Below are 16,741 nucleotides of genomic sequence, written 5' to 3'. Positions count from 1 at the left end.
ATCAGCGTCTGTCAGGTGCCGGCCGGGGCATCCGGTACCTGGGGTAATGCGGCGCCCTTTGGCCACAACATCCAGATCTGCCCCTGCTGCTTCATATTCCCTGCCAGTTCGCCTGCGGCCGCCCCTGTGCCCCAGAACAAGTCTGCGCGCACTTCGCCGGTGATTGCGCCGCCGGTATCCTGCGCGGCGACGGGGCGCACGATCGGCGCACCGTCCGGGCGTGTGGTCGACAGCCACAGCAGGCTGCCCAGCGGAATCACCTTGCGATCCACCGCCACGCTGTAGCCGGCGGTCAGCGGCACGTTCAGCGAGCCGCGAGGGCCTTCGTTGCTGTCGGGGCGGGCGCTGAAGAATACGTAGCTGGGGTTGCTCGCCAGCAGTTCCGGAATGCGCTGCGGATGCGCCTTGGCCCAGGCGCCGATGGCACCCATGGTTACGTCTTCTTTCTTCAGCTCGCCTTGCTCCACCAGCCAGCGGCCGATGGGGCGGTAGGGGTAGCCGTTCTGGTCGCCATAGCCGATGCGCAATTGGCGCCCGCCTGCCAGTTGAATCCGCCCCGAACCCTGGATCTGCAGGAACTGCAGGTCCATCGGGTCGGTCAGCCAGGCGATCGGCTTGGCGGTGGAGCCTTGGCCGTTGATCGTGCTGGCGTCGTCATACGGCTTGAGTACACGACCTTCCAGGCGGCCGCGCAGGCGCTTGCCCTTGAGTTCCGGGTAGATGCTTTCGAGGTTGACGATGATCAGGTCGTCCGGCACGCCGTACACCGGCACATGGGCGGTGGGGGTTTCGGTCAGGCTGCCGGGGTAGACGGGTTCGTAGTAGCCGGTGATCAGGCCATTCGGTGTGTTGTCGGCCGAGCGCAGGCCGAATACGTCCAGGCGTTCCTTGAGAAAACCGCGAACCGCCGCGGCATCGCCTGGCACCGCCGTTGCCGCCGCGCAGGTCGTGCCCCACACCGGGTCAGCCTTGAGGCGTTGGCAGGCGCTGCGCCAGGACTCAAACCCGGCCAGCAGTTCGCTGTCGGACACCGCCGGCAGGGCTTCCCACGGTGCGTTCACATAGGTGGCCACCGCATGGGGTTTGATTGTTTCATCTTTGTGCGTGTCCTTGCCCGCATCGCAGCCGGCCAGCACCGCGATCATCGGTAGAGCCCACGCCAGACGGCGGCTCCAGGGTTTCAAAGCGATATTCATACAAGCAATTCCTGAAGCGATTGCCCGTGCGTCGACGCGTTTGGGCAACCCTTATCGTTAATAGGGCTATTGGTCTTTGCGGGTGGGGCGAGGATACTGGCCGCCGTTTCCCGTGACCTCGAAGCCACCATGACTTTTAAAAAACTGACTGTTGTACTGCTGGCCTGCCTGGCGCTGTCCGCCTGTGGCGGCGTTGATCCGAATTCGCCCCTGGGCCAGCGCAAAGCGATCTTCAAGCAAATGCTCAAGACCGGCGAAGACCTGGGTGGCATGTTGCGTGGGCGCATCCCGTTCGACGGCGCGAAGTTCGCCGAAGGCGCGGTCAAGCTCGATGCGTTGTCCCATGAGCCATGGAAGCATTTTCCGAGCGTGCGTGAGGAAGACCACACCAGCGCCAAGGACGACGTCTGGCAAAAACAGGCGCAATTCCAGCAAATGGCCCGCGACCTCGAAGCGGCCACCGGTGAATTGGTGATCGCAAGCCAGGTGCAGCCTTACAAGGCCAGTAACCTTTCGCCTGCAGTGCAGAAAGTCGAAGATGCCTGCAGCGCCTGTCATAAGCAGTTCCGGGACCACTGACCGGTTTACTGGTCGAGTTCTTCCACCGCATCCTGCAGTGCTTTGCGCGACTCGGCCAGTTTGTCCTTGCGTTTGTTGATCTTGTCCGCGTCGCCTTTTTTCATCGCCTTGTCGAGGTCGGCCTGACGGCGGCTGACGTCATGCTTGGCGTCGAGCACCTTGTTTTCGCGTTCCTTTTTCAAGGTCGCGTCGTTGCAGTTGGCCGTGACTTCGCTCAGGGCTTTCTCCAGGCCGGCCTGTTGCGCGCTGTCACCATGGGCCTTGGCCTGTTCGATCTGGGTGCTGATGGCCTGGCGCTTGGCGGCGCAGCCGGTCAGCGGGGTTGCTTCTTCGGCTGCCAGCAGCGGCGTCGCCATGAAGCATGCGACGGTCAGCAGGGCAAAAGGGGCTAAAAATTTCATATGGAGCTCCAAAGTCGCAATCTGATGGCCGGGTCGGGTTCAAAACCCGTCTATTCCGGCCACGCGTAGTGTCTCAGCCAAAGCCTGTATCTGCGGGTCGCGAAAAAAAGCGCTGAGTTGCGCCGCGCGGCCCGGGCCGATGCCATCCAGGGCCAGCCAGGCTTGGGTGTCCTTGGCAACCAGCGCCTGCCAGCCGCCTTCCAGGTTATTGCGTGCCGCAGGCGGTACACCCAGGGCTTTGAGCCATTGAGCGAAAGGCCGTTGCCGCGCGCTTTGGATACTGTCGAGCACCCGCGCACGGCTGCGATCGCCGAAGCCCTCAATGTTAGCAAGCTCTGCCGCATCGAGGGTCAACCAATCGAGGAAGCCTGCGATTAGACCGGCCTGGATCAATACGTTCCACGTCTCCCGGCCCATATGCGGCAGGCCCAGGCCCTGGTTGCCGCTCAACCAGGTCAGGCGCGACAGCAACTGTTCTTCGCAGCCAGGGTCCAGTTGCCAGCAACTCAGGGCGTGAAAGTCCCGGGCGTTGGGGACTTGGATGTCCACTCGGGTCTCGTTGCGCAGGACCACCTCGTCCAGTCGCGGGATGACCTGGCCGGCGAGGCTGATGGCGACCTGATCGCCGGGGCGGATATCCAGGGTTTTCCAGCGTTGCAGGGAGCCGGTGCTGACGCGGCTGATCTGCCGGTCGTCCAGGCGCACCGGTTCGAGTTCCAGGATAGGGGTGATGCGCCCGGTGCGGCCGATGTTGAACTGCACCTTGCGTACCAGTGCGAGAGCCTTGGCGGCGGGGTATTTCCAGGCGACTGCCCAGTAAGGCGCACTGACCTGCCAGCGCTTGGCGGGTGCGCGCGTGGCCTGGTGCAGCACGACGCCATCACTGGCAAAAGGCAGTGGATGGTTGTACCAGTAGGTGCGCCAGCGGGCGGCGCCGACGATGTCCTGGATGGGCCGGCTGTAGCGTTGGCTGTCGATGAAGCCCCAACCTGCCAGGGTGGCCAGGCGCTCGGTGAAGTCCGCCGGGCCATCGGGCCAGGCCCAGACAAACAGACCGATCCCGGCGGCCTCGGCGTCGCTCAACTGTCGACGGTTCATCAAACCGGCCACCTTGCTGCGCGCATTGAGCCCGCCCAGGCTTGATTGCACATGGTCGTCGAGACGCCAATAGAGCTCACCTTGCAGCACCAGGTCGATGGGCTCCGGTAGTTGCTGGACGATGCCGGGGATTTTTTTCGCGCAGGCCGACCAGTCCTGGCCGAGCAAGCCGTCGCCCCGGCTGATCACTTGGTGCAGGCGCCCCTGGCGGTACACCAGGGTCACGGCGACACCGTCGACCTTGGGCTGGACCCACACACCTTGGCGAACCTGGAGCCATTCGCCGACGGCGTGTTCGTCGAGCAATTTGTCCAGGCCCGTATGGGCCACCGGGTGCGGCGAGGTGCCCCGTGAGCTGGCCAGAGGCTTGTCGGCCACCGCCGCCGGTTGCGGGAAACACCGTTGCCAGTGAGCCAGGCGCTGGCGGGCCTGGTCGTAGAGTTCGTCGCTGATGGGCGAATGGCCGAGCCGGTGGTAACTGTCGTCCCAGAGGCTGATTTGCCGAGCCAGCGGGCCGATTTGTGCCCGTGCGTCATCGGGGCACTCTTCAGCCCTGGCCAACCCGGTTAGAACACTGAGTAAAAGAACGATCAGCAAGCGCATCGGGAGCATCCTTGCTCGGTAAGGGGCGTTCAGCCTAAGGGATCTTCGCGCCCACAAAAAAGCCCCGACAGAGCGGGGCTTTTTACCGGGTGTTTCTGCTTACTTGAACAGACCACCCAGGGCTTTCACGGCATCGTTGTTTTCTGCCTTGGCCTGCTGCTTTTGCTGCTTGGCATCGACGTTGGCCTGGGACTCGGCGAGTTTGTTACAGCCTTTGTTGACCTGCTCCAGCGCGGCTTCGAAGGCCTTCACTTTCAACGCGTCATTCTTGGCATTGGCCGCGTCGATCTTGGTTTGCAGGTCTTTGGCATGCTGCTGGCAGTCGCCGGAGTTGCCGCCACCGAGCTGGGAGCTCAGTGCGCCACTCAGTGCGCTCAGGTCGGCGGCGTTCACCGGCAGGGCAAACAGGCTGAGCAGCAGGGCGGCAGGGGCGAGCTTGGAAATATGCATGAAAACCTCAATGTCCGATTGCCTGCGCGCTGATGAGTCCCGGGCCGGCGCAGTGCAATATCCAGAATAAGGTGGAGGGCCCGAGAGGGCGCGGATTCTAGTGGGCCATTATTTAGCCTGCAAGGTTTGGATCCAAAAAATGTGAACACCGACGCGAATCGCCCGACAATAAAAAGCCCCGCCGGGCGAACCCGGCAGGGCTTTGGGTAGCGCAAGCGATTACAGGCCGGCAGCGATACGCAGGTCGTTGGCGCGGTCGGTTTTTTCCCAGGTGAAGGTGGTGAAGGTGTCGTCGCCGACCGTCTTCTGCGCCGGGGTACGGCCGAAGTGGCCGTAGGCCGCGGTTTCCTGGTACATCGGGTGCAGCAGGTCGAGCATGGTGGTGATCGCGTAAGGGCGCAGGTCGAAGATCTCGCGCACCAGTTTGACGATCTTGTCATCGCTGATCTTGCCGGTGCCGAAGGTGTTCAGCGAGATCGACGTAGGCTGGGCCACGCCGATGGCGTAGGACACCTGAATCTCGCAACGCTCGGCCAGGCCAGCGGCGACGATGTTCTTGGCCACGTAGCGACCGGCGTAGGCCGCCGAACGGTCAACCTTGGATGGGTCTTTGCCGGAGAACGCGCCACCGCCGTGACGGGCCATGCCGCCATAGCTGTCGACGATGATCTTGCGCCCGGTCAGGCCGCAGTCGCCCACCGGGCCACCGATGATGAACTTGCCGGTCGGGTTGATGTGGAACTGGGTGTCCTTGTTCAGCAGTTCAGCCGGCAGCACGTGCTTGACGATCAGCTCCATCACGCCTTCGCGCAAGTCGGCGTAGGAAACGTCCGGGTTGTGCTGGGTCGACAGCACGACAGCATCGATACCGACCACTTTGCCGCCTTCATAACGGCACGTCACCTGGGACTTGGCGTCCGGACGCAGCCACGGCAGCAGGCCGGATTTGCGGGCTTCGGCCTGGCGCTGCACCAGTTGGTGCGAGAAGGTGATCGGCGCTGGCATCAGCACGTCGGTTTCGTTGCTGGCGTAGCCGAACATCAGGCCCTGGTCGCCGGCGCCCTGGTCTTCTGGCTTGGCGCGGTCGACACCCTGGTTGATGTCCGGGGACTGCTTGCCGATGATGTTCATCACGCCGCAGGTCGCGCCGTCGAAGCCGACGTTGGAGCTGTTATAGCCGATGTTGGTGATCACCTCGCGGACGATATGCTCCAGGTCGACCCAGGCCGTGGTGGTGACTTCGCCGGCGATGATCGCCACGCCCGTTTTCACCAGAGTCTCGCACGCCACACGGGCGAACTTGTCTTCAGCAATGATGGCGTCCAGCACCGCATCAGAAATCTGGTCGGCGATTTTGTCCGGATGCCCTTCAGACACGGACTCGGAGGTGAAAAGGGAGTATTCGCTCATCTCGATGTTTTCCTGATATTTACCGATGGTGAGTGTCGCCAGCCGGTCGCTGAAAATGGCGGACCTGGATCTGGAAACCATTACGTAAACCTACATAGAGGCTTTCCCCGGGAACGAGTCCCGCAGCGGTGGCCCAACGGGCCAGATCGTCCTGTTCAAAACCCAACCAGAGATCACCGCAGGCCTCCCTGGCCCAATTCTGGTTGTGGCTGCATAAATCTGTAACCAGCAGGCTACCGCCGGGTTGCAGCAAATTCGCCATCTGCTTGAGGGCGTCGGCGGGGGCGGCGAAATGGTGCAGGACCATGTTCAGCACCACGCAATCGGCCCGCAGGCTGGTGTCATTCAGGGCATCGGCCAACTGCAGGCTGACGTTGCCCAAGGCCTCGCGCTCGCACAGCTGGCGTGCCAGTTCGAGCATCGCCGGGCTGTTGTCCAGCGCCGTGACCTGTTGAAAGCGGCGCGCCAGTTCCGGCAAAAAGCCGCCATCGCCAGGCCCGACTTCCAGGGCCGTCGCTTTATGACTGAAGCTCAGCTTGTCCAACAACGCCAGTACACTTTCGCGATATTGCGGCAAGCCGGCGATCAGGTCTTGCTGGGCGCGAAACTTCTCGGCGACCCGTGAGAAAAAGTCCTGGCTGGCCGCCGCGCGCTGCCCGTGAACCTGGCCGATGCGTGATTGCACGTCGCCGGGCAGGCTCAAGTTGTCCACTTCTTCCAGCAGCGCGCTGTGCAGCTTGCCGCCGAGCAACTCGGTGTGGGGCAGGGCGCGGCGGTAAAAAATCGCATTGCCTTCGCGGCGGGTGGCCACCAGGTCGGCCTGGGCCAGGACCTTCAAGTGATGGCTCATGCCCGATTGGCCGATGGCGAAGATCTGCGCCAGTTCCAGCACGCCGAAGGAATCGTTGGCCAGCACCCGCAAGACGTTCAGGCGCAACGGATCGCCAGCGGCCTTGCATAAGGCAGCCAGTTCATCGCCATCGTCGGGACGCAGGGAGGGCACGGGTAAGTTCATAAGGCCAGCAGTCTAGTGACGGGTGGAAATCATCGCAAGGCCAATATCAAAAAGTTTTGATATTGGTCGATAAATGGCGGTTATAAGCGAGCGCTATTCCCGTTAGACGAAGCGGCGGCAGGGTTCTGCAGGCGATTGCCGCGCAAACCACAGGAAAAACGCCCTCAAGTGACTATCTGTCATTGCCCGCAGGCGGTGGCTGAGGGAAAATGCCGGTCCTTTTTTCCGTTTCTTTTATTCAACCCTCAGGAGAACAGCGATGCCCAGCCGTCGTGAGCGTGCCAACGCCATTCGTGCCCTCAGCATGGATGCCGTGCAAAAAGCCAACAGCGGCCATCCCGGTGCCCCGATGGGCATGGCGGATATCGCCGAGGTACTCTGGCGTGACTACCTGAAACACAACCCGACCAACCCGTCTTTCGCCGACCGTGACCGCTTCGTGCTGTCCAACGGCCACGGCTCGATGCTGATCTACTCGCTGCTGCACCTGACCGGCTACGATCTGACCATCGACGATCTGAAAAACTTCCGCCAGTTGCACAGCCGTACCCCGGGTCACCCGGAATTCGGCTACACCCCAGGCGTCGAGACCACCACCGGTCCCCTGGGCCAAGGCCTGGCCAACGCCGTCGGTTTCGCCCTGGCTGAAAAAGTCCTGGGCGCGCAGTTCAACCGCCCCGGCCACCACATCGTCGACCACCACACCTACGTATTCCTGGGTGATGGCTGCATGATGGAAGGCATTTCCCACGAAGTCGCCTCCCTGGCCGGCACCTTGGGCCTGGGCAAGCTGATTGCCTTCTACGACGACAACGGCATCTCCATCGACGGCGAAGTCGAAGGCTGGTTCACCGACGACACCCCTAAGCGTTTCGAAGCCTACAACTGGCAGGTGATCCGCAACGTCGACGGCCACGACCCGGAAGAAATCAAGACCGCCATCGACACCGCCCGCAAGAGCGAGCAGCCGACCCTGATCTGCTGCAAGACCACCATCGGTTTCGGCTCGCCGAACAAGCAAGGCAAAGAAGACTGCCACGGCGCCCCGCTGGGTGACGCGGAAATCGCCCTGACCCGTGAAGCGCTGAAGTGGAACTACGGCCCGTTCGAAATCCCGGCCGACATCTACGCCGAATGGGACGCCAAGGAACAAGGCCTGGCCACCGAAGCCGAGTGGGACCAGCGTTTCGCCGCCTACTCCGCCGAATTCCCGGAGCTTGCCAATGAGCTGGTACGCCGCCTCGCCGGTGACCTGCCTGCCGACTTCGCGGAAAAAGCCTCGGCCTACATCGCCGAAGTCGCAGCCAAGGGCGAGACCATCGCCAGCCGTAAAGCCAGCCAGAACACCTTGAACGCCTTTGGCCCGCTGCTGCCTGAGTTCCTCGGCGGTTCGGCCGACCTGGCCGGTTCCAACCTGACCCTGTGGAAAGGTTGCAAAGGTGTCTCCGCCGAAGACGCCAGCGGTAACTACATGTACTACGGCGTGCGCGAATTCGGCATGAGCGCGATCATGAACGGCGTGTCCCTGCACGGCGGTCTGGTGCCTTACGGCGCGACCTTCCTGATGTTCATGGAATACGCGCGCAACGCAGTGCGTATGGCCGCGCTGATGAAGAAACGCGTGATCCACGTGTACACCCACGACTCCATCGGCCTGGGCGAAGACGGCCCGACCCACCAGCCGGTCGAGCAATTGACCAGCCTGCGCACCACGCCGAACCTGGATTGCTGGCGCCCAGCCGACGCGGTCGAATCCGCCGTGGCCTGGAAACACGCGATCGAGCGCAAGGACGGCCCTTCGGCGCTGATCTTCTCCCGTCAGAACCTGCAACATCAGGTTCGCACTGACGCGCAGATCGCTGACATCAGCCGTGGTGGCTACGTGCTCAAGGACTGCATCGGCGAGCCGGAGCTGATCCTGATCTCCACCGGTTCCGAAGTCGGCCTGACCGTTCAGGCCTACGACAAGCTGACTGCCCAGGGCCGCAACGTGCGCGTGGTGTCCATGCCTTGCACCAGCGTGTTCGAAGCCCAGGACGCCGACTACAAGCAATCGGTGTTGCCGCTGCAGGTCAGCGCGCGTATCGCCATCGAAGCGGCTCACGCCGACTACTGGTACAAGTACGTGGGCCTGGAAGGCCGCGTGATCGGCATGACCACCTACGGTGAGTCGGCGCCGGCGCCAGCCTTGTTCGAAGAGTTCGGTTTCACCCTGGAAAACATCCTGGGTCAGGCTGAAGAGCTGCTGGAAGACTAAAAGCGCGAACGCGGTGGCCAACTGGCTGCTGCACACAGATGTGCGGTGGCGACTGCCCATCGCACCCACTGTAGGAGCGAGCTTGCTCGCGAAGAACGAGAGAGCGCCGCGTCAAACCAGAGACGCTGCGTTATCGTTGACGATCTTCGCGAGCAAGCTCGCTCCTACATTGGTTAGATGGTTTGTGTCGCCCACACTGCGAGAACCCCATGCCCCAACCGCGTCCCTACAAAGTTGCACTCAACGGCTACGGCCGTATTGGTCGTTGCGTCTTGCGTGCTCTGTTCGAGCGAGGGGCGACGGCCGGGTTTGAGATTGTCGCAATCAACGATTTGGCCGACATGGCCAGCATCGAATACCTGACACGCTTTGACTCCACCCACGGCCGGTTCCCCGGCGAAGTGCGGGTGGAAGGCGATTGTCTGCATATCAAGGGCGACTGCGTGAAAGTGCTGCGCAGTGCCACCCCCGAGGGCATCGACTGGGCGGCGCTGGGCGTCGACCTGGTGTTGGAATGCTCCGGTGCCTATAACACCCGTGCCGACGGCCAGCGTTTTCTCGATGCCGGCGCGCCGCGTGTGCTGTTTTCCCAGCCGATGGCCAGCGAGGCGGATGTCGACGCCACCATCGTCTACGGCATCAACCAGGATTGCCTGACCGGCGCTGAGCGGCTGGTGTCCAACGCTTCCTGCACCACCAATTGCAGCGTGCCGTTGTTGCGCCTGCTGGACCAGGCGATCGGCGTGGACTACGTGTCGATCACCACCATCCACTCGGCGATGAACGACCAGCCGGTGATCGACGCGTATCACCATGAAGACCTGCGCCGCACGCGTTCGGCGTTTCAGTCGGTGATTCCGGTGTCCACCGGTCTGGCGCGTGGCATCGAACGGCTGTTGCCGGAACTTGCCGGGCGAATTCAGGCCAAAGCCGTGCGGGTGCCGACGGTGAACGTTTCATGCCTGGACATCACCATGCAAACCGTCAGCGACACCGATGCGGTGGAGGTCAACCGGATTCTGCGCGACGCCGCCACCAGCGGCCCGCTCAAAGGTTTGCTGGCCTACACTGAGTTGCCCCACGCCAGTTGTGATTTCAACCATGACCCGCATTCGGCGATTGTCGATGCCAGCCAGACCCGCGTTTCCGGCCCGAGGCTGGTGAATATCCTGGCCTGGTTCGACAACGAATGGGGGTTTGCCAACCGAATGCTGGACGTCGCAGAGCACTATCTGCAAACAGCCTCTCCAAAACTTTAGCCTCAGGAATTGCCACCCATGACCGTGTTGAAGATGACCGACCTCGATCTGCAAGGTAAACGCGTACTGATTCGCGAAGACCTCAACGTCCCAGTCAAGGACGGTGTTGTCACCAGCGATGCGCGAATCCTGGCCTCGCTGCCGACCATCAAGCTGGCCCTGGAAAAAGGTGCGGCCGTGATGGTCTGCTCCCACCTGGGTCGTCCGACCGAAGGTGAGTTCTCGGCCGAAAACAGCCTCAAGCCTGTGGCCGATTACCTGAGCAAGGCCCTGGGCCGCGACGTGCCGCTGGTGGCTGACTACCTCGGCGGCGTCGACGTGAAAGCCGGCGACGTCGTGCTGTTCGAAAACGTGCGCTTCAACAAGGGCGAGAAAAAGAACAGTGACGAACTGGCCCAGCAATACGCCGCCCTGTGCGACGTGTTCGTGATGGACGCCTTCGGCACCGCCCACCGTGCTGAAGGTTCGACCCACGGCGTGGCCAAGTTCGCCAAGGTCGCTGCCGCCGGCCCGTTGCTGGCTGCCGAGCTGGACGCGCTGGGCAAGGCCCTGAAGGCGCCGGCCCAACCAATGGCGGCCATCGTGGCCGGTTCCAAAGTCTCCACCAAGCTGGACGTGCTCAACAGCCTGAGCCAGGTCTGCAACCAGCTGATCGTCGGCGGCGGCATTGCCAACACCTTCCTGGCCGCAGCCGGTCACCCGGTGGGCAAGTCGCTGTACGAGCCGGACCTGCTGGACACCGCTCGCGCCATCGCGGCCAAGGTCAGCGTGCCGCTGCCGGTGGACGTGGTCGTGGCCAAGGAATTTGCCGAAAGCGCTGAAGCCACCGTCAAACTCATCGATGACGTAGCCGCTGACGACATGATCCTGGACATCGGCCCGCAAACCGCAGCCAACTTCGCGCAATTGCTGAAAGCCTCCCGGACCATCCTGTGGAACGGCCCGGTCGGTGTGTTCGAGTTTGACCAGTTCGGCAACGGCACCAAAGTGCTGGCCAAGGCCATTGCCGAAAGCTCGGCATTCTCCATCGCCGGCGGCGGCGACACCCTGGCGGCCATCGATAAATATGGCGTTGCCGACCAGATCTCCTACATTTCCACCGGTGGCGGCGCGTTCCTCGAATTCGTCGAAGGCAAAGTCCTGCCGGCGGTTGAAGTCCTGGAAAGCCGAGCCAAAGGCTGAGGCAGATCAGGAAAAGGAGCATTCCCATGATCAAGTCGTTGGCACTGGTGATCGCAGCGGGCCTGTTGGCCGGCTGCGGCAGCACGCCGAGCGCGGCGCCGGCACCTGGAAAGGCGCTGCCGGCGCAGAAAAAAAGCTGCTACCAAGCCGATTGGCAAGCCGAGACCATGCCGGTGATCAACAAGCGCATGGGCAACGAACGGCTGGAGAAATACGACTCTGCGCCCAACGGTCAGGAACAGGGTTGCCCTTGAAGGGTCTGATCAACTAACCGACTGCAACGCAGGCCCAAGGCCTGCGTGCGAGGATTGGCAATGAAAGGCGTTTTCGCCCTGGTAGCACTGGCGTTACTGGCCGGTTGCAGCAGCATGAACATGTTCAACAAGGCAGAGCCTGCCGACAAATGGACGACCTGGACCTGCGACAGCAAGGCCGAGGTCAACTGGCGCTTTGCCAACCCGGCCCGCACCGAAGTGGATGTCCGCCTCGGCGGCTCGACCCAGGTTTACCGCCTCAAGCAGGACGTGGCGGCATCGGGTGTGCTCTACAGCAACGATCAGTTGGCGTTTCACACAAAAGGTGAGGAAGGCCTGGTTTACTGGGTGGCCACCGACGATTTGATCGGACGTGGCTGCAAGGCCCAGTAAACAGAACACGGTCTCAACATTAATGAGACCCCAATGTGGGAGGGGCGGTGCGACGATTCGACTTGCCTCCGATAGCGTTGGGTCAGCCACCCGCGATGTCGACAGGTAAATCGCCATCGCGGGCAAGCCCCCTCCCACATTGATCCGGTTCCAAAGTGATACAGGCGGTGAACCGGATAGTGAAAAAACGATTCAGCAGGCCAGGTATGCAAAGCCTGACCGGCAATAACTTGAATAGCAGCCGCCGCTACGGCAGGCTTGCACGATTAACGACCCTCGACCGGGAGAGACAACACAATGGCACTTATCAGCATGCGTCAAATGCTGGACCACGCAGCCGAGTTCGGCTACGGCGTCCCAGCCTTTAACGTCAACAACCTTGAGCAGATGCGCGCCATCATGGAAGCCGCTGACAAGACTGACTCCCCAGTGATCGTCCAGGCCTCGGCCGGTGCGCGTAAATACGCCGGCGCCCCGTTCCTGCGTCACCTGATCCTCGCCGCGATCGAAGAATTCCCGCACATCCCGGTGTGCATGCACCAGGACCACGGCACCAGCCCGGACGTGTGCCAGCGTTCCATCCAACTGGGCTTCAGCTCGGTGATGATGGACGGCTCCCTCGGCGAAGACGGCAAGACCCCGACCGACTACGAGTACAACGTGCGCGTCACCCAACAAACCGTGGCCATGGCTCACGCCTGCGGCGTCTCGGTTGAAGGCGAGCTGGGCTGCCTGGGTTCCCTGGAAACCGGCATGGCTGGCGAAGAAGACGGCATCGGCGCCGAAGGCGTGCTGGATCACAGCCAGATGCTGACCGACCCGGAAGAAGCCGCCGACTTCGTCAAGAAGACCCAGGTCGACGCCCTGGCCATCGCCATCGGCACCAGCCACGGCGCCTACAAGTTCACCAAGCCGCCTACCGGCGACGTGCTGGCCATCGACCGCATCAAGGAAATCCACAAGCGCATCCCCAACACCCACCTGGTGATGCACGGTTCTTCCTCGGTGCCGCAAGAGTGGCTGGCGATCATCAACCAGTACGGCGGCGACATCAAAGAAACCTACGGCGTACCGGTTGAAGAAATCGTCGAAGGCATCAAGTACGGCGTGCGCAAGGTCAACATCGACACCGACCTGCGCCTGGCATCCACCGGCGCGATGCGTCGCCTGATGGCCACCAACCCGAGCGAATTCGACCCACGTAAATTCTTCGGCGCCACCGTGACCGCGATGCGCGATGTGTGTATCGCACGTTATGAAGCGTTTGGTACTGCGGGCAATGCTTCGAAGATCAAGCCGATCTCCCTGGAAGCGATGTACCAGCGTTACCTGAAAGGTGAGTTGAACGCTAAGGTGAACTGAGCCTCAAGCGTTTAAAAAGAAGCCCGCAGCGATGCGGGCTTTTTTGCGGCTGGAATTTGATCAGCTTGCAGGCGCGTAGGACCAGCACCGAGTCCTAAGGCTACACAGGGGAGCGGTGTTTACCAGGGCGTGCTCATTGTGCTGATCAGACAATCCCTGCTCGTAATGAGGCCAATCCGTTCACTCGTGATCAATATCCAACTTCGCAAACGTCACCTTCGCCCCTTCCTTGCTATCCCCGCTGTTGTCCTGCACATACGCCCCCGCCTTGAAATACAGCGGCTTGCTGCCCCAGGCCGCGCCAATGCGCTCATTCCACTGCCCGTCGGCTGCTACGACACTGAGCAACCCGGCTTTGTTGAGGTTGATCACGTAGGTAAAACTCTTCTCCAGCGGCACATTGGAGGCGACGATGATCACCCGGCTTTCGTCGTCGTCCGGGCGCATGCGGACCTTGGCGACGATGTTGCCGGTCTGGGTTTTTTCCTTGAACTGGTATTCCACCTTGATCAAGGGTTTCTGGCTGTCGTAGGCGTGGATCTGGCCGATGACGATTTTCCCGGAGGAGGGCACCTGGTTGACGGCCAGCGTGGCGCGCAGATAATTGTCGGCTTCGGGGTAGGTCCAGTTGCGCAGGCGCCCGTCGGCGTAGGTTTCGCGCAGTTCGCTGCGGGGGTAAATGGCGTTCTCGGTACGTGTGCCGGTGACGGGTGTCCAGAATTGCACGTTGCTGCCTTCGGCCTGGAAATATTGGTCATTGAAGCCACTCATCAGCTTCGGGGTGTTGATGGTCGCGGGGGGCGAGCCGACCGGAATGCTCAGGTTCCAGGTGGAAAGATCAATCATGGCGTAGGCCTTTTTACAGATAGGTATAGGCTTTGGCCCTTGGGCCAGACAGCATCTTTATAGGCGGTAGTCCGCCGCTTGTTAATGAATGCCTGGCAAATTATTGGCGCCAAGGGAATGTCAAAAAGCCATGTTCCCCATGAACCGCGGGCTGCAGGGGTTGACCGTTAGTCGGCTTAGCAGTCTTTGGTGCGATGATGGCCCCCGCTTCACTTCTGATTTTTGGGAACCAAGGCTAGAGTGAGACCTCAGTGCTTGCCCGGGTTTTCTGTCAGAACTGACCGGTGCGGCACCTTAAGGAAGAGACGTAGCATGGAATGCGCTCCACACCAAGGCGATGGCGGTTCGGTTCTTCTGGTGGTCGATGACTACCCGGAAAATCTGATTAGCATGCGCGCCCTTTTGCAAGGTGATGACTGGCAGGTGGTGACCGCCGGTTCCGGCCTGGAGGCTCTGGAACTGTTGCTCCAGCACGAGGTAGACCTGGTGCTGCTCGACGTGATGATGCCCGGCATGGACGGTTTTGAAGTCGCCCGCCTGATGCGCGGCAGCCAGCGCACGCGCATGACGCCGATCATCTTTCTCAGCGCGAATGCGCAATCGCCGGCCGCGGTGCTGGAAGGTTATGCCAGCGGCGCCATCGATTACCTGTTTAAACCCTTCGACCCGCATATCCTCAAACCCAAGGTCCAGGCGTTGCTGGAGCAGCAGCGCACCCGTCGGGCGTTGCAGCGCCTGAGCCATGACCTGGAGTCCGCCCGCGCCTTCAATGCCTCGGTGCTGGACAACGCCGCCGAAGGCATCCTCGTGGTGAGTGATGCGGGCGTGATCGAGTACGCCAACCCGGCGATTTCGCGCCTGCTCAATGCCACGCACGATGAGCTCAAGGGCAAGGATTTTTTGAGTTTCCTGCAAAAACCCCATGTGCCTGCCTGGCTGGAATCGCAGATGTACGCCGGTTTCCGTCAAGGCCAAACCTGGCGTTTGCATGATGCGATCTTGCGTACCGGCCGCGGTCAGCAGGTGCCGGTGGCGCTCTCTTGTGCGCCGTTGCCCGCCGAGCAGAAGGCCATGGTGGTGACCGTGTTGGACATGTCCGAGGTCTGCCACCTGCATCAGCAACTGGAGTTCCAGGCGGTGACCGACCCGCTGACCGGGTTGTTGAACCGCCGTGGCTTTTACCAGGCCGTGGAAAACTCCCTGATGCGTAGCGATCGCACCGAGCAGTCGCTGGTCTTGTTGTACCTGGACCTCGACGGCTTCAAACGGGTCAACGACTCGCTGGGGCATGACGCGGGTGATCGGGTGCTGCGCTGGGTTTCGGAACAGTTGCAGAGCTGCCTGCGTTCCTACGACATTCTCGGACGCATGGGCGGGGATGAATTTACGGCGTTGTTGGAGCTGGAATTCCCCGAACAGGCGGCGAAGATTGCGGAAAAACTGATCGAGCGGGTGTCTGTTTGCCAACAAGTGGATGGCTTGGAGGTGATGCTCGGGGTCAGCATCGGCATCGCGACTTTTCCGGATTGCGGCTCGGACTTGGGCGGCCTGTTGCGTGCGGCTGATATCGCCATGTATGAGGCCAAGCGCGCGGGGCGTCAGCAATATCGCTATTACGATCAGGAAATGAACGGTCGCGCCCGCTCGCGGCTGATGCTCGAGGACAGCGTGCGCAACGCCATCCAGAACAAGGATTTCACCCTGGTGTACCAGCCCCAGGTGTCTCTGGAGGACGGCCATCTGCGCGGCGTCGAGGCGTTGTTGCGCTGGCAGCACCCGAGTGTCGGCGATGTACCGCCGGGGCTGTTTTTGCCGCTGCTGGAAGAGGCGCGGCTGATCAGCCAGTTGAGTGCCTGGATCTACCACCAGGTCGCCGCTCAGCGTCAGGTGTGGCAAGCCATGTTCGAGGATGAACTGGTGTTGAGCGTGAGCCTGAGCAGCAGCCAGTTCAACATGCCCAACCTGGCGAGCCAACTGCAGCAGGTACTCGACCGACATGGGTTGCAGGGGCGCCAGTTGGAGGTGGAAATCGGCGAGGACAGCCTGATGCATAACCTCGAAGCGTCCGCCAAGCAGTTCAAGTTACTGCGCGCGGTGGGGGTACGCATCGCCCTGGATGACTTCGGTTCCGGCCACTGTTCCCTGTCCCATCTGCGCGACCTGCCATTCGACACGCTCAAGCTGGACCGCCAATTGGTCGCGGGCCTGCCGGGCTCGGCGCGGGATGCGGCGATGGCGCGCAGCATTATCGAGTTGTGCGGGCATTTCGGTGTGCTGGTAGTCGCCGAGGGCGTAGAGACGCTGGAGCAAGCCCAGTGGCTCAAGGCCAATGGTTGCCCGTTTGTCCAGGGGCCATGGGCGGCCCCACCGTTGATGGCCGGGGCGGTGGTCGACTGGTTGCGCGCCCGTTCCTGCTGAATTCGCTACACTGGCGCC

15 protein-coding genes are annotated in these 16,741 nt (G+C 61.8%); 8 read left to right on the top strand and 7 right to left on the bottom strand.

Annotated features, from left to right (window positions below; translation table 11 throughout):
- Positions 1-11: 11 nt before the first annotated feature.
- Positions 12-1,196 (bottom strand): murein transglycosylase A, encoded by a 1,185-nt coding sequence (locus tag NR164_RS03985; protein WP_046487957.1) that lies wholly within the window; start codon positions 1,194-1,196, stop codon positions 12-14.
- Between the two features lie 129 nt (positions 1,197-1,325).
- Here NR164_RS03985 and NR164_RS03980 point away from each other — a divergent pair, with 129 nt between their 5' ends.
- Positions 1,326-1,775 carry a cytochrome c gene (locus tag NR164_RS03980; protein ID WP_017844962.1) on the top strand — a complete coding sequence of 150 codons (450 nt, stop codon included), beginning with the start codon at positions 1,326-1,328 and terminating at the stop codon, positions 1,773-1,775.
- Positions 1,776-1,780: 5 nt separating this feature from the next.
- On the opposite strand, the gene NR164_RS03975 is transcribed toward NR164_RS03980, so the two are convergent.
- The 5 genes from NR164_RS03975 to NR164_RS03955 all read right to left on the bottom strand — a co-directional run bounded on the left by NR164_RS03975 (position 1,781) and on the right by NR164_RS03955 (position 6,752).
- Complete coding sequence (locus tag NR164_RS03975) at positions 1,781-2,176, bottom strand: DUF1090 domain-containing protein (protein WP_017844961.1); 396 nt, start codon at positions 2,174-2,176, stop codon at positions 1,781-1,783.
- Between the two features lie 39 nt (positions 2,177-2,215).
- A complete protein-coding gene (gene ligB / locus NR164_RS03970; RefSeq protein ID WP_256822327.1) occupies positions 2,216-3,877 on the bottom strand; it encodes an NAD-dependent DNA ligase LigB in 1,662 nt (553 codons plus the stop codon).
- 99 nt (positions 3,878-3,976) lie between these two features.
- Positions 3,977-4,327, bottom strand: a complete 351-nt coding sequence (locus tag NR164_RS03965; protein ID WP_046487951.1) for a DUF1090 family protein — start codon at positions 4,325-4,327, stop codon at positions 3,977-3,979.
- A 219-nt stretch (positions 4,328-4,546) separates the two neighbouring features.
- On the bottom strand, positions 4,547-5,737 hold the full coding sequence (gene metK, locus NR164_RS03960; protein WP_017844958.1) for a methionine adenosyltransferase: 1,191 nt from the start codon (positions 5,735-5,737) through the stop codon (positions 4,547-4,549).
- 19 nt (positions 5,738-5,756) lie between these two features.
- Positions 5,757-6,752, bottom strand: coding sequence for a metalloregulator ArsR/SmtB family transcription factor (locus NR164_RS03955; RefSeq protein ID WP_026139787.1), 996 nt, complete (start codon positions 6,750-6,752; stop codon positions 5,757-5,759).
- A gap of 259 nt (positions 6,753-7,011) precedes the next feature.
- Between NR164_RS03955 and tkt the strand changes: the two genes are divergently transcribed.
- The 6 genes from tkt (at position 7,012) to fba (ending at position 13,459) form a co-directional block, all read left to right on the top strand.
- Positions 7,012-9,009: a transketolase gene (gene tkt, locus NR164_RS03950; RefSeq protein ID WP_017844956.1), complete on the top strand. Its 1,998-nt coding sequence runs from the start codon at positions 7,012-7,014 to the stop codon at positions 9,007-9,009.
- 209 nt (positions 9,010-9,218) lie between these two features.
- Entirely contained in the window at positions 9,219-10,268 is a 1,050-nt protein-coding gene (gene epd, locus NR164_RS03945; protein WP_256822326.1) for an erythrose-4-phosphate dehydrogenase, read from the top strand.
- 18 nt (positions 10,269-10,286) lie between these two features.
- A complete protein-coding gene (locus NR164_RS03940) occupies positions 10,287-11,450 on the top strand; it encodes a phosphoglycerate kinase (protein WP_017844954.1) in 1,164 nt (387 codons plus the stop codon).
- A gap of 26 nt (positions 11,451-11,476) precedes the next feature.
- Entirely contained in the window at positions 11,477-11,704 is a 228-nt protein-coding gene (locus NR164_RS03935) for a hypothetical protein (RefSeq protein WP_017844953.1), read from the top strand.
- A 60-nt stretch (positions 11,705-11,764) separates the two neighbouring features.
- Entirely contained in the window at positions 11,765-12,097 is a 333-nt protein-coding gene (locus tag NR164_RS03930; protein WP_046381786.1) for an MliC family protein, read from the top strand.
- 297 nt (positions 12,098-12,394) lie between these two features.
- Positions 12,395-13,459 (top strand): class II fructose-bisphosphate aldolase, encoded by a 1,065-nt coding sequence (fba, locus tag NR164_RS03925; RefSeq protein ID WP_003177554.1) that lies wholly within the window; start codon positions 12,395-12,397, stop codon positions 13,457-13,459.
- A 180-nt stretch (positions 13,460-13,639) separates the two neighbouring features.
- Here fba and NR164_RS03920 read toward each other — a convergent pair whose 3' ends face one another.
- Positions 13,640-14,305, bottom strand: a complete 666-nt coding sequence (locus NR164_RS03920) for a polysaccharide lyase family 7 protein (RefSeq protein WP_102617721.1) — start codon at positions 14,303-14,305, stop codon at positions 13,640-13,642.
- 312 nt (positions 14,306-14,617) lie between these two features.
- Here NR164_RS03920 and NR164_RS03915 point away from each other — a divergent pair, with 312 nt between their 5' ends.
- Positions 14,618-16,723 (top strand): bifunctional diguanylate cyclase/phosphodiesterase, encoded by a 2,106-nt coding sequence (locus NR164_RS03915; RefSeq protein WP_256822325.1) that lies wholly within the window; start codon positions 14,618-14,620, stop codon positions 16,721-16,723.
- Positions 16,724-16,741: the final 18 nt, after the last annotated feature.

Source organism: Pseudomonas sp. Pse79, assembly GCF_024519615.1.
Classification (GTDB): domain Bacteria; phylum Pseudomonadota; class Gammaproteobacteria; order Pseudomonadales; family Pseudomonadaceae; genus Aquipseudomonas; species Aquipseudomonas veronii.
The sequence above is the reverse complement of the archived record's forward strand: the minus strand, read 5'-3'. Positions and strand labels throughout refer to the sequence as shown.

Coding starts and splice junctions, on each gene's coding strand:
- NR164_RS03930 (WP_046381786.1), top strand. CDS start 11,765: ATGAAAGGCGTTTTCGCCCTGGTAGCACTGGCGTTACTGGCCGGTTGC.
- NR164_RS03955 (WP_026139787.1), bottom strand. CDS start 6,752: ATGAACTTACCCGTGCCCTCCCTGCGTCCCGACGATGGCGATGAACTG.
- NR164_RS03935 (WP_017844953.1), top strand. CDS start 11,477: ATGATCAAGTCGTTGGCACTGGTGATCGCAGCGGGCCTGTTGGCCGGC.
- NR164_RS03920 (WP_102617721.1), bottom strand. CDS start 14,305: ATGATTGATCTTTCCACCTGGAACCTGAGCATTCCGGTCGGCTCGCCC.
- NR164_RS03940 (WP_017844954.1), top strand. CDS start 10,287: ATGACCGTGTTGAAGATGACCGACCTCGATCTGCAAGGTAAACGCGTA.
- NR164_RS03915 (WP_256822325.1), top strand. CDS start 14,618: ATGGAATGCGCTCCACACCAAGGCGATGGCGGTTCGGTTCTTCTGGTG.
- tkt (WP_017844956.1), top strand. CDS start 7,012: ATGCCCAGCCGTCGTGAGCGTGCCAACGCCATTCGTGCCCTCAGCATG.
- epd (WP_256822326.1), top strand. CDS start 9,219: ATGCCCCAACCGCGTCCCTACAAAGTTGCACTCAACGGCTACGGCCGT.
- fba (WP_003177554.1), top strand. CDS start 12,395: ATGGCACTTATCAGCATGCGTCAAATGCTGGACCACGCAGCCGAGTTC.
- ligB (WP_256822327.1), bottom strand. CDS start 3,877: ATGCGCTTGCTGATCGTTCTTTTACTCAGTGTTCTAACCGGGTTGGCC.
- NR164_RS03985 (WP_046487957.1), bottom strand. CDS start 1,196: ATGAATATCGCTTTGAAACCCTGGAGCCGCCGTCTGGCGTGGGCTCTA.
- NR164_RS03975 (WP_017844961.1), bottom strand. CDS start 2,176: ATGAAATTTTTAGCCCCTTTTGCCCTGCTGACCGTCGCATGCTTCATG.
- NR164_RS03965 (WP_046487951.1), bottom strand. CDS start 4,327: ATGCATATTTCCAAGCTCGCCCCTGCCGCCCTGCTGCTCAGCCTGTTT.
- NR164_RS03980 (WP_017844962.1), top strand. CDS start 1,326: ATGACTTTTAAAAAACTGACTGTTGTACTGCTGGCCTGCCTGGCGCTG.
- metK (WP_017844958.1), bottom strand. CDS start 5,737: ATGAGCGAATACTCCCTTTTCACCTCCGAGTCCGTGTCTGAAGGGCAT.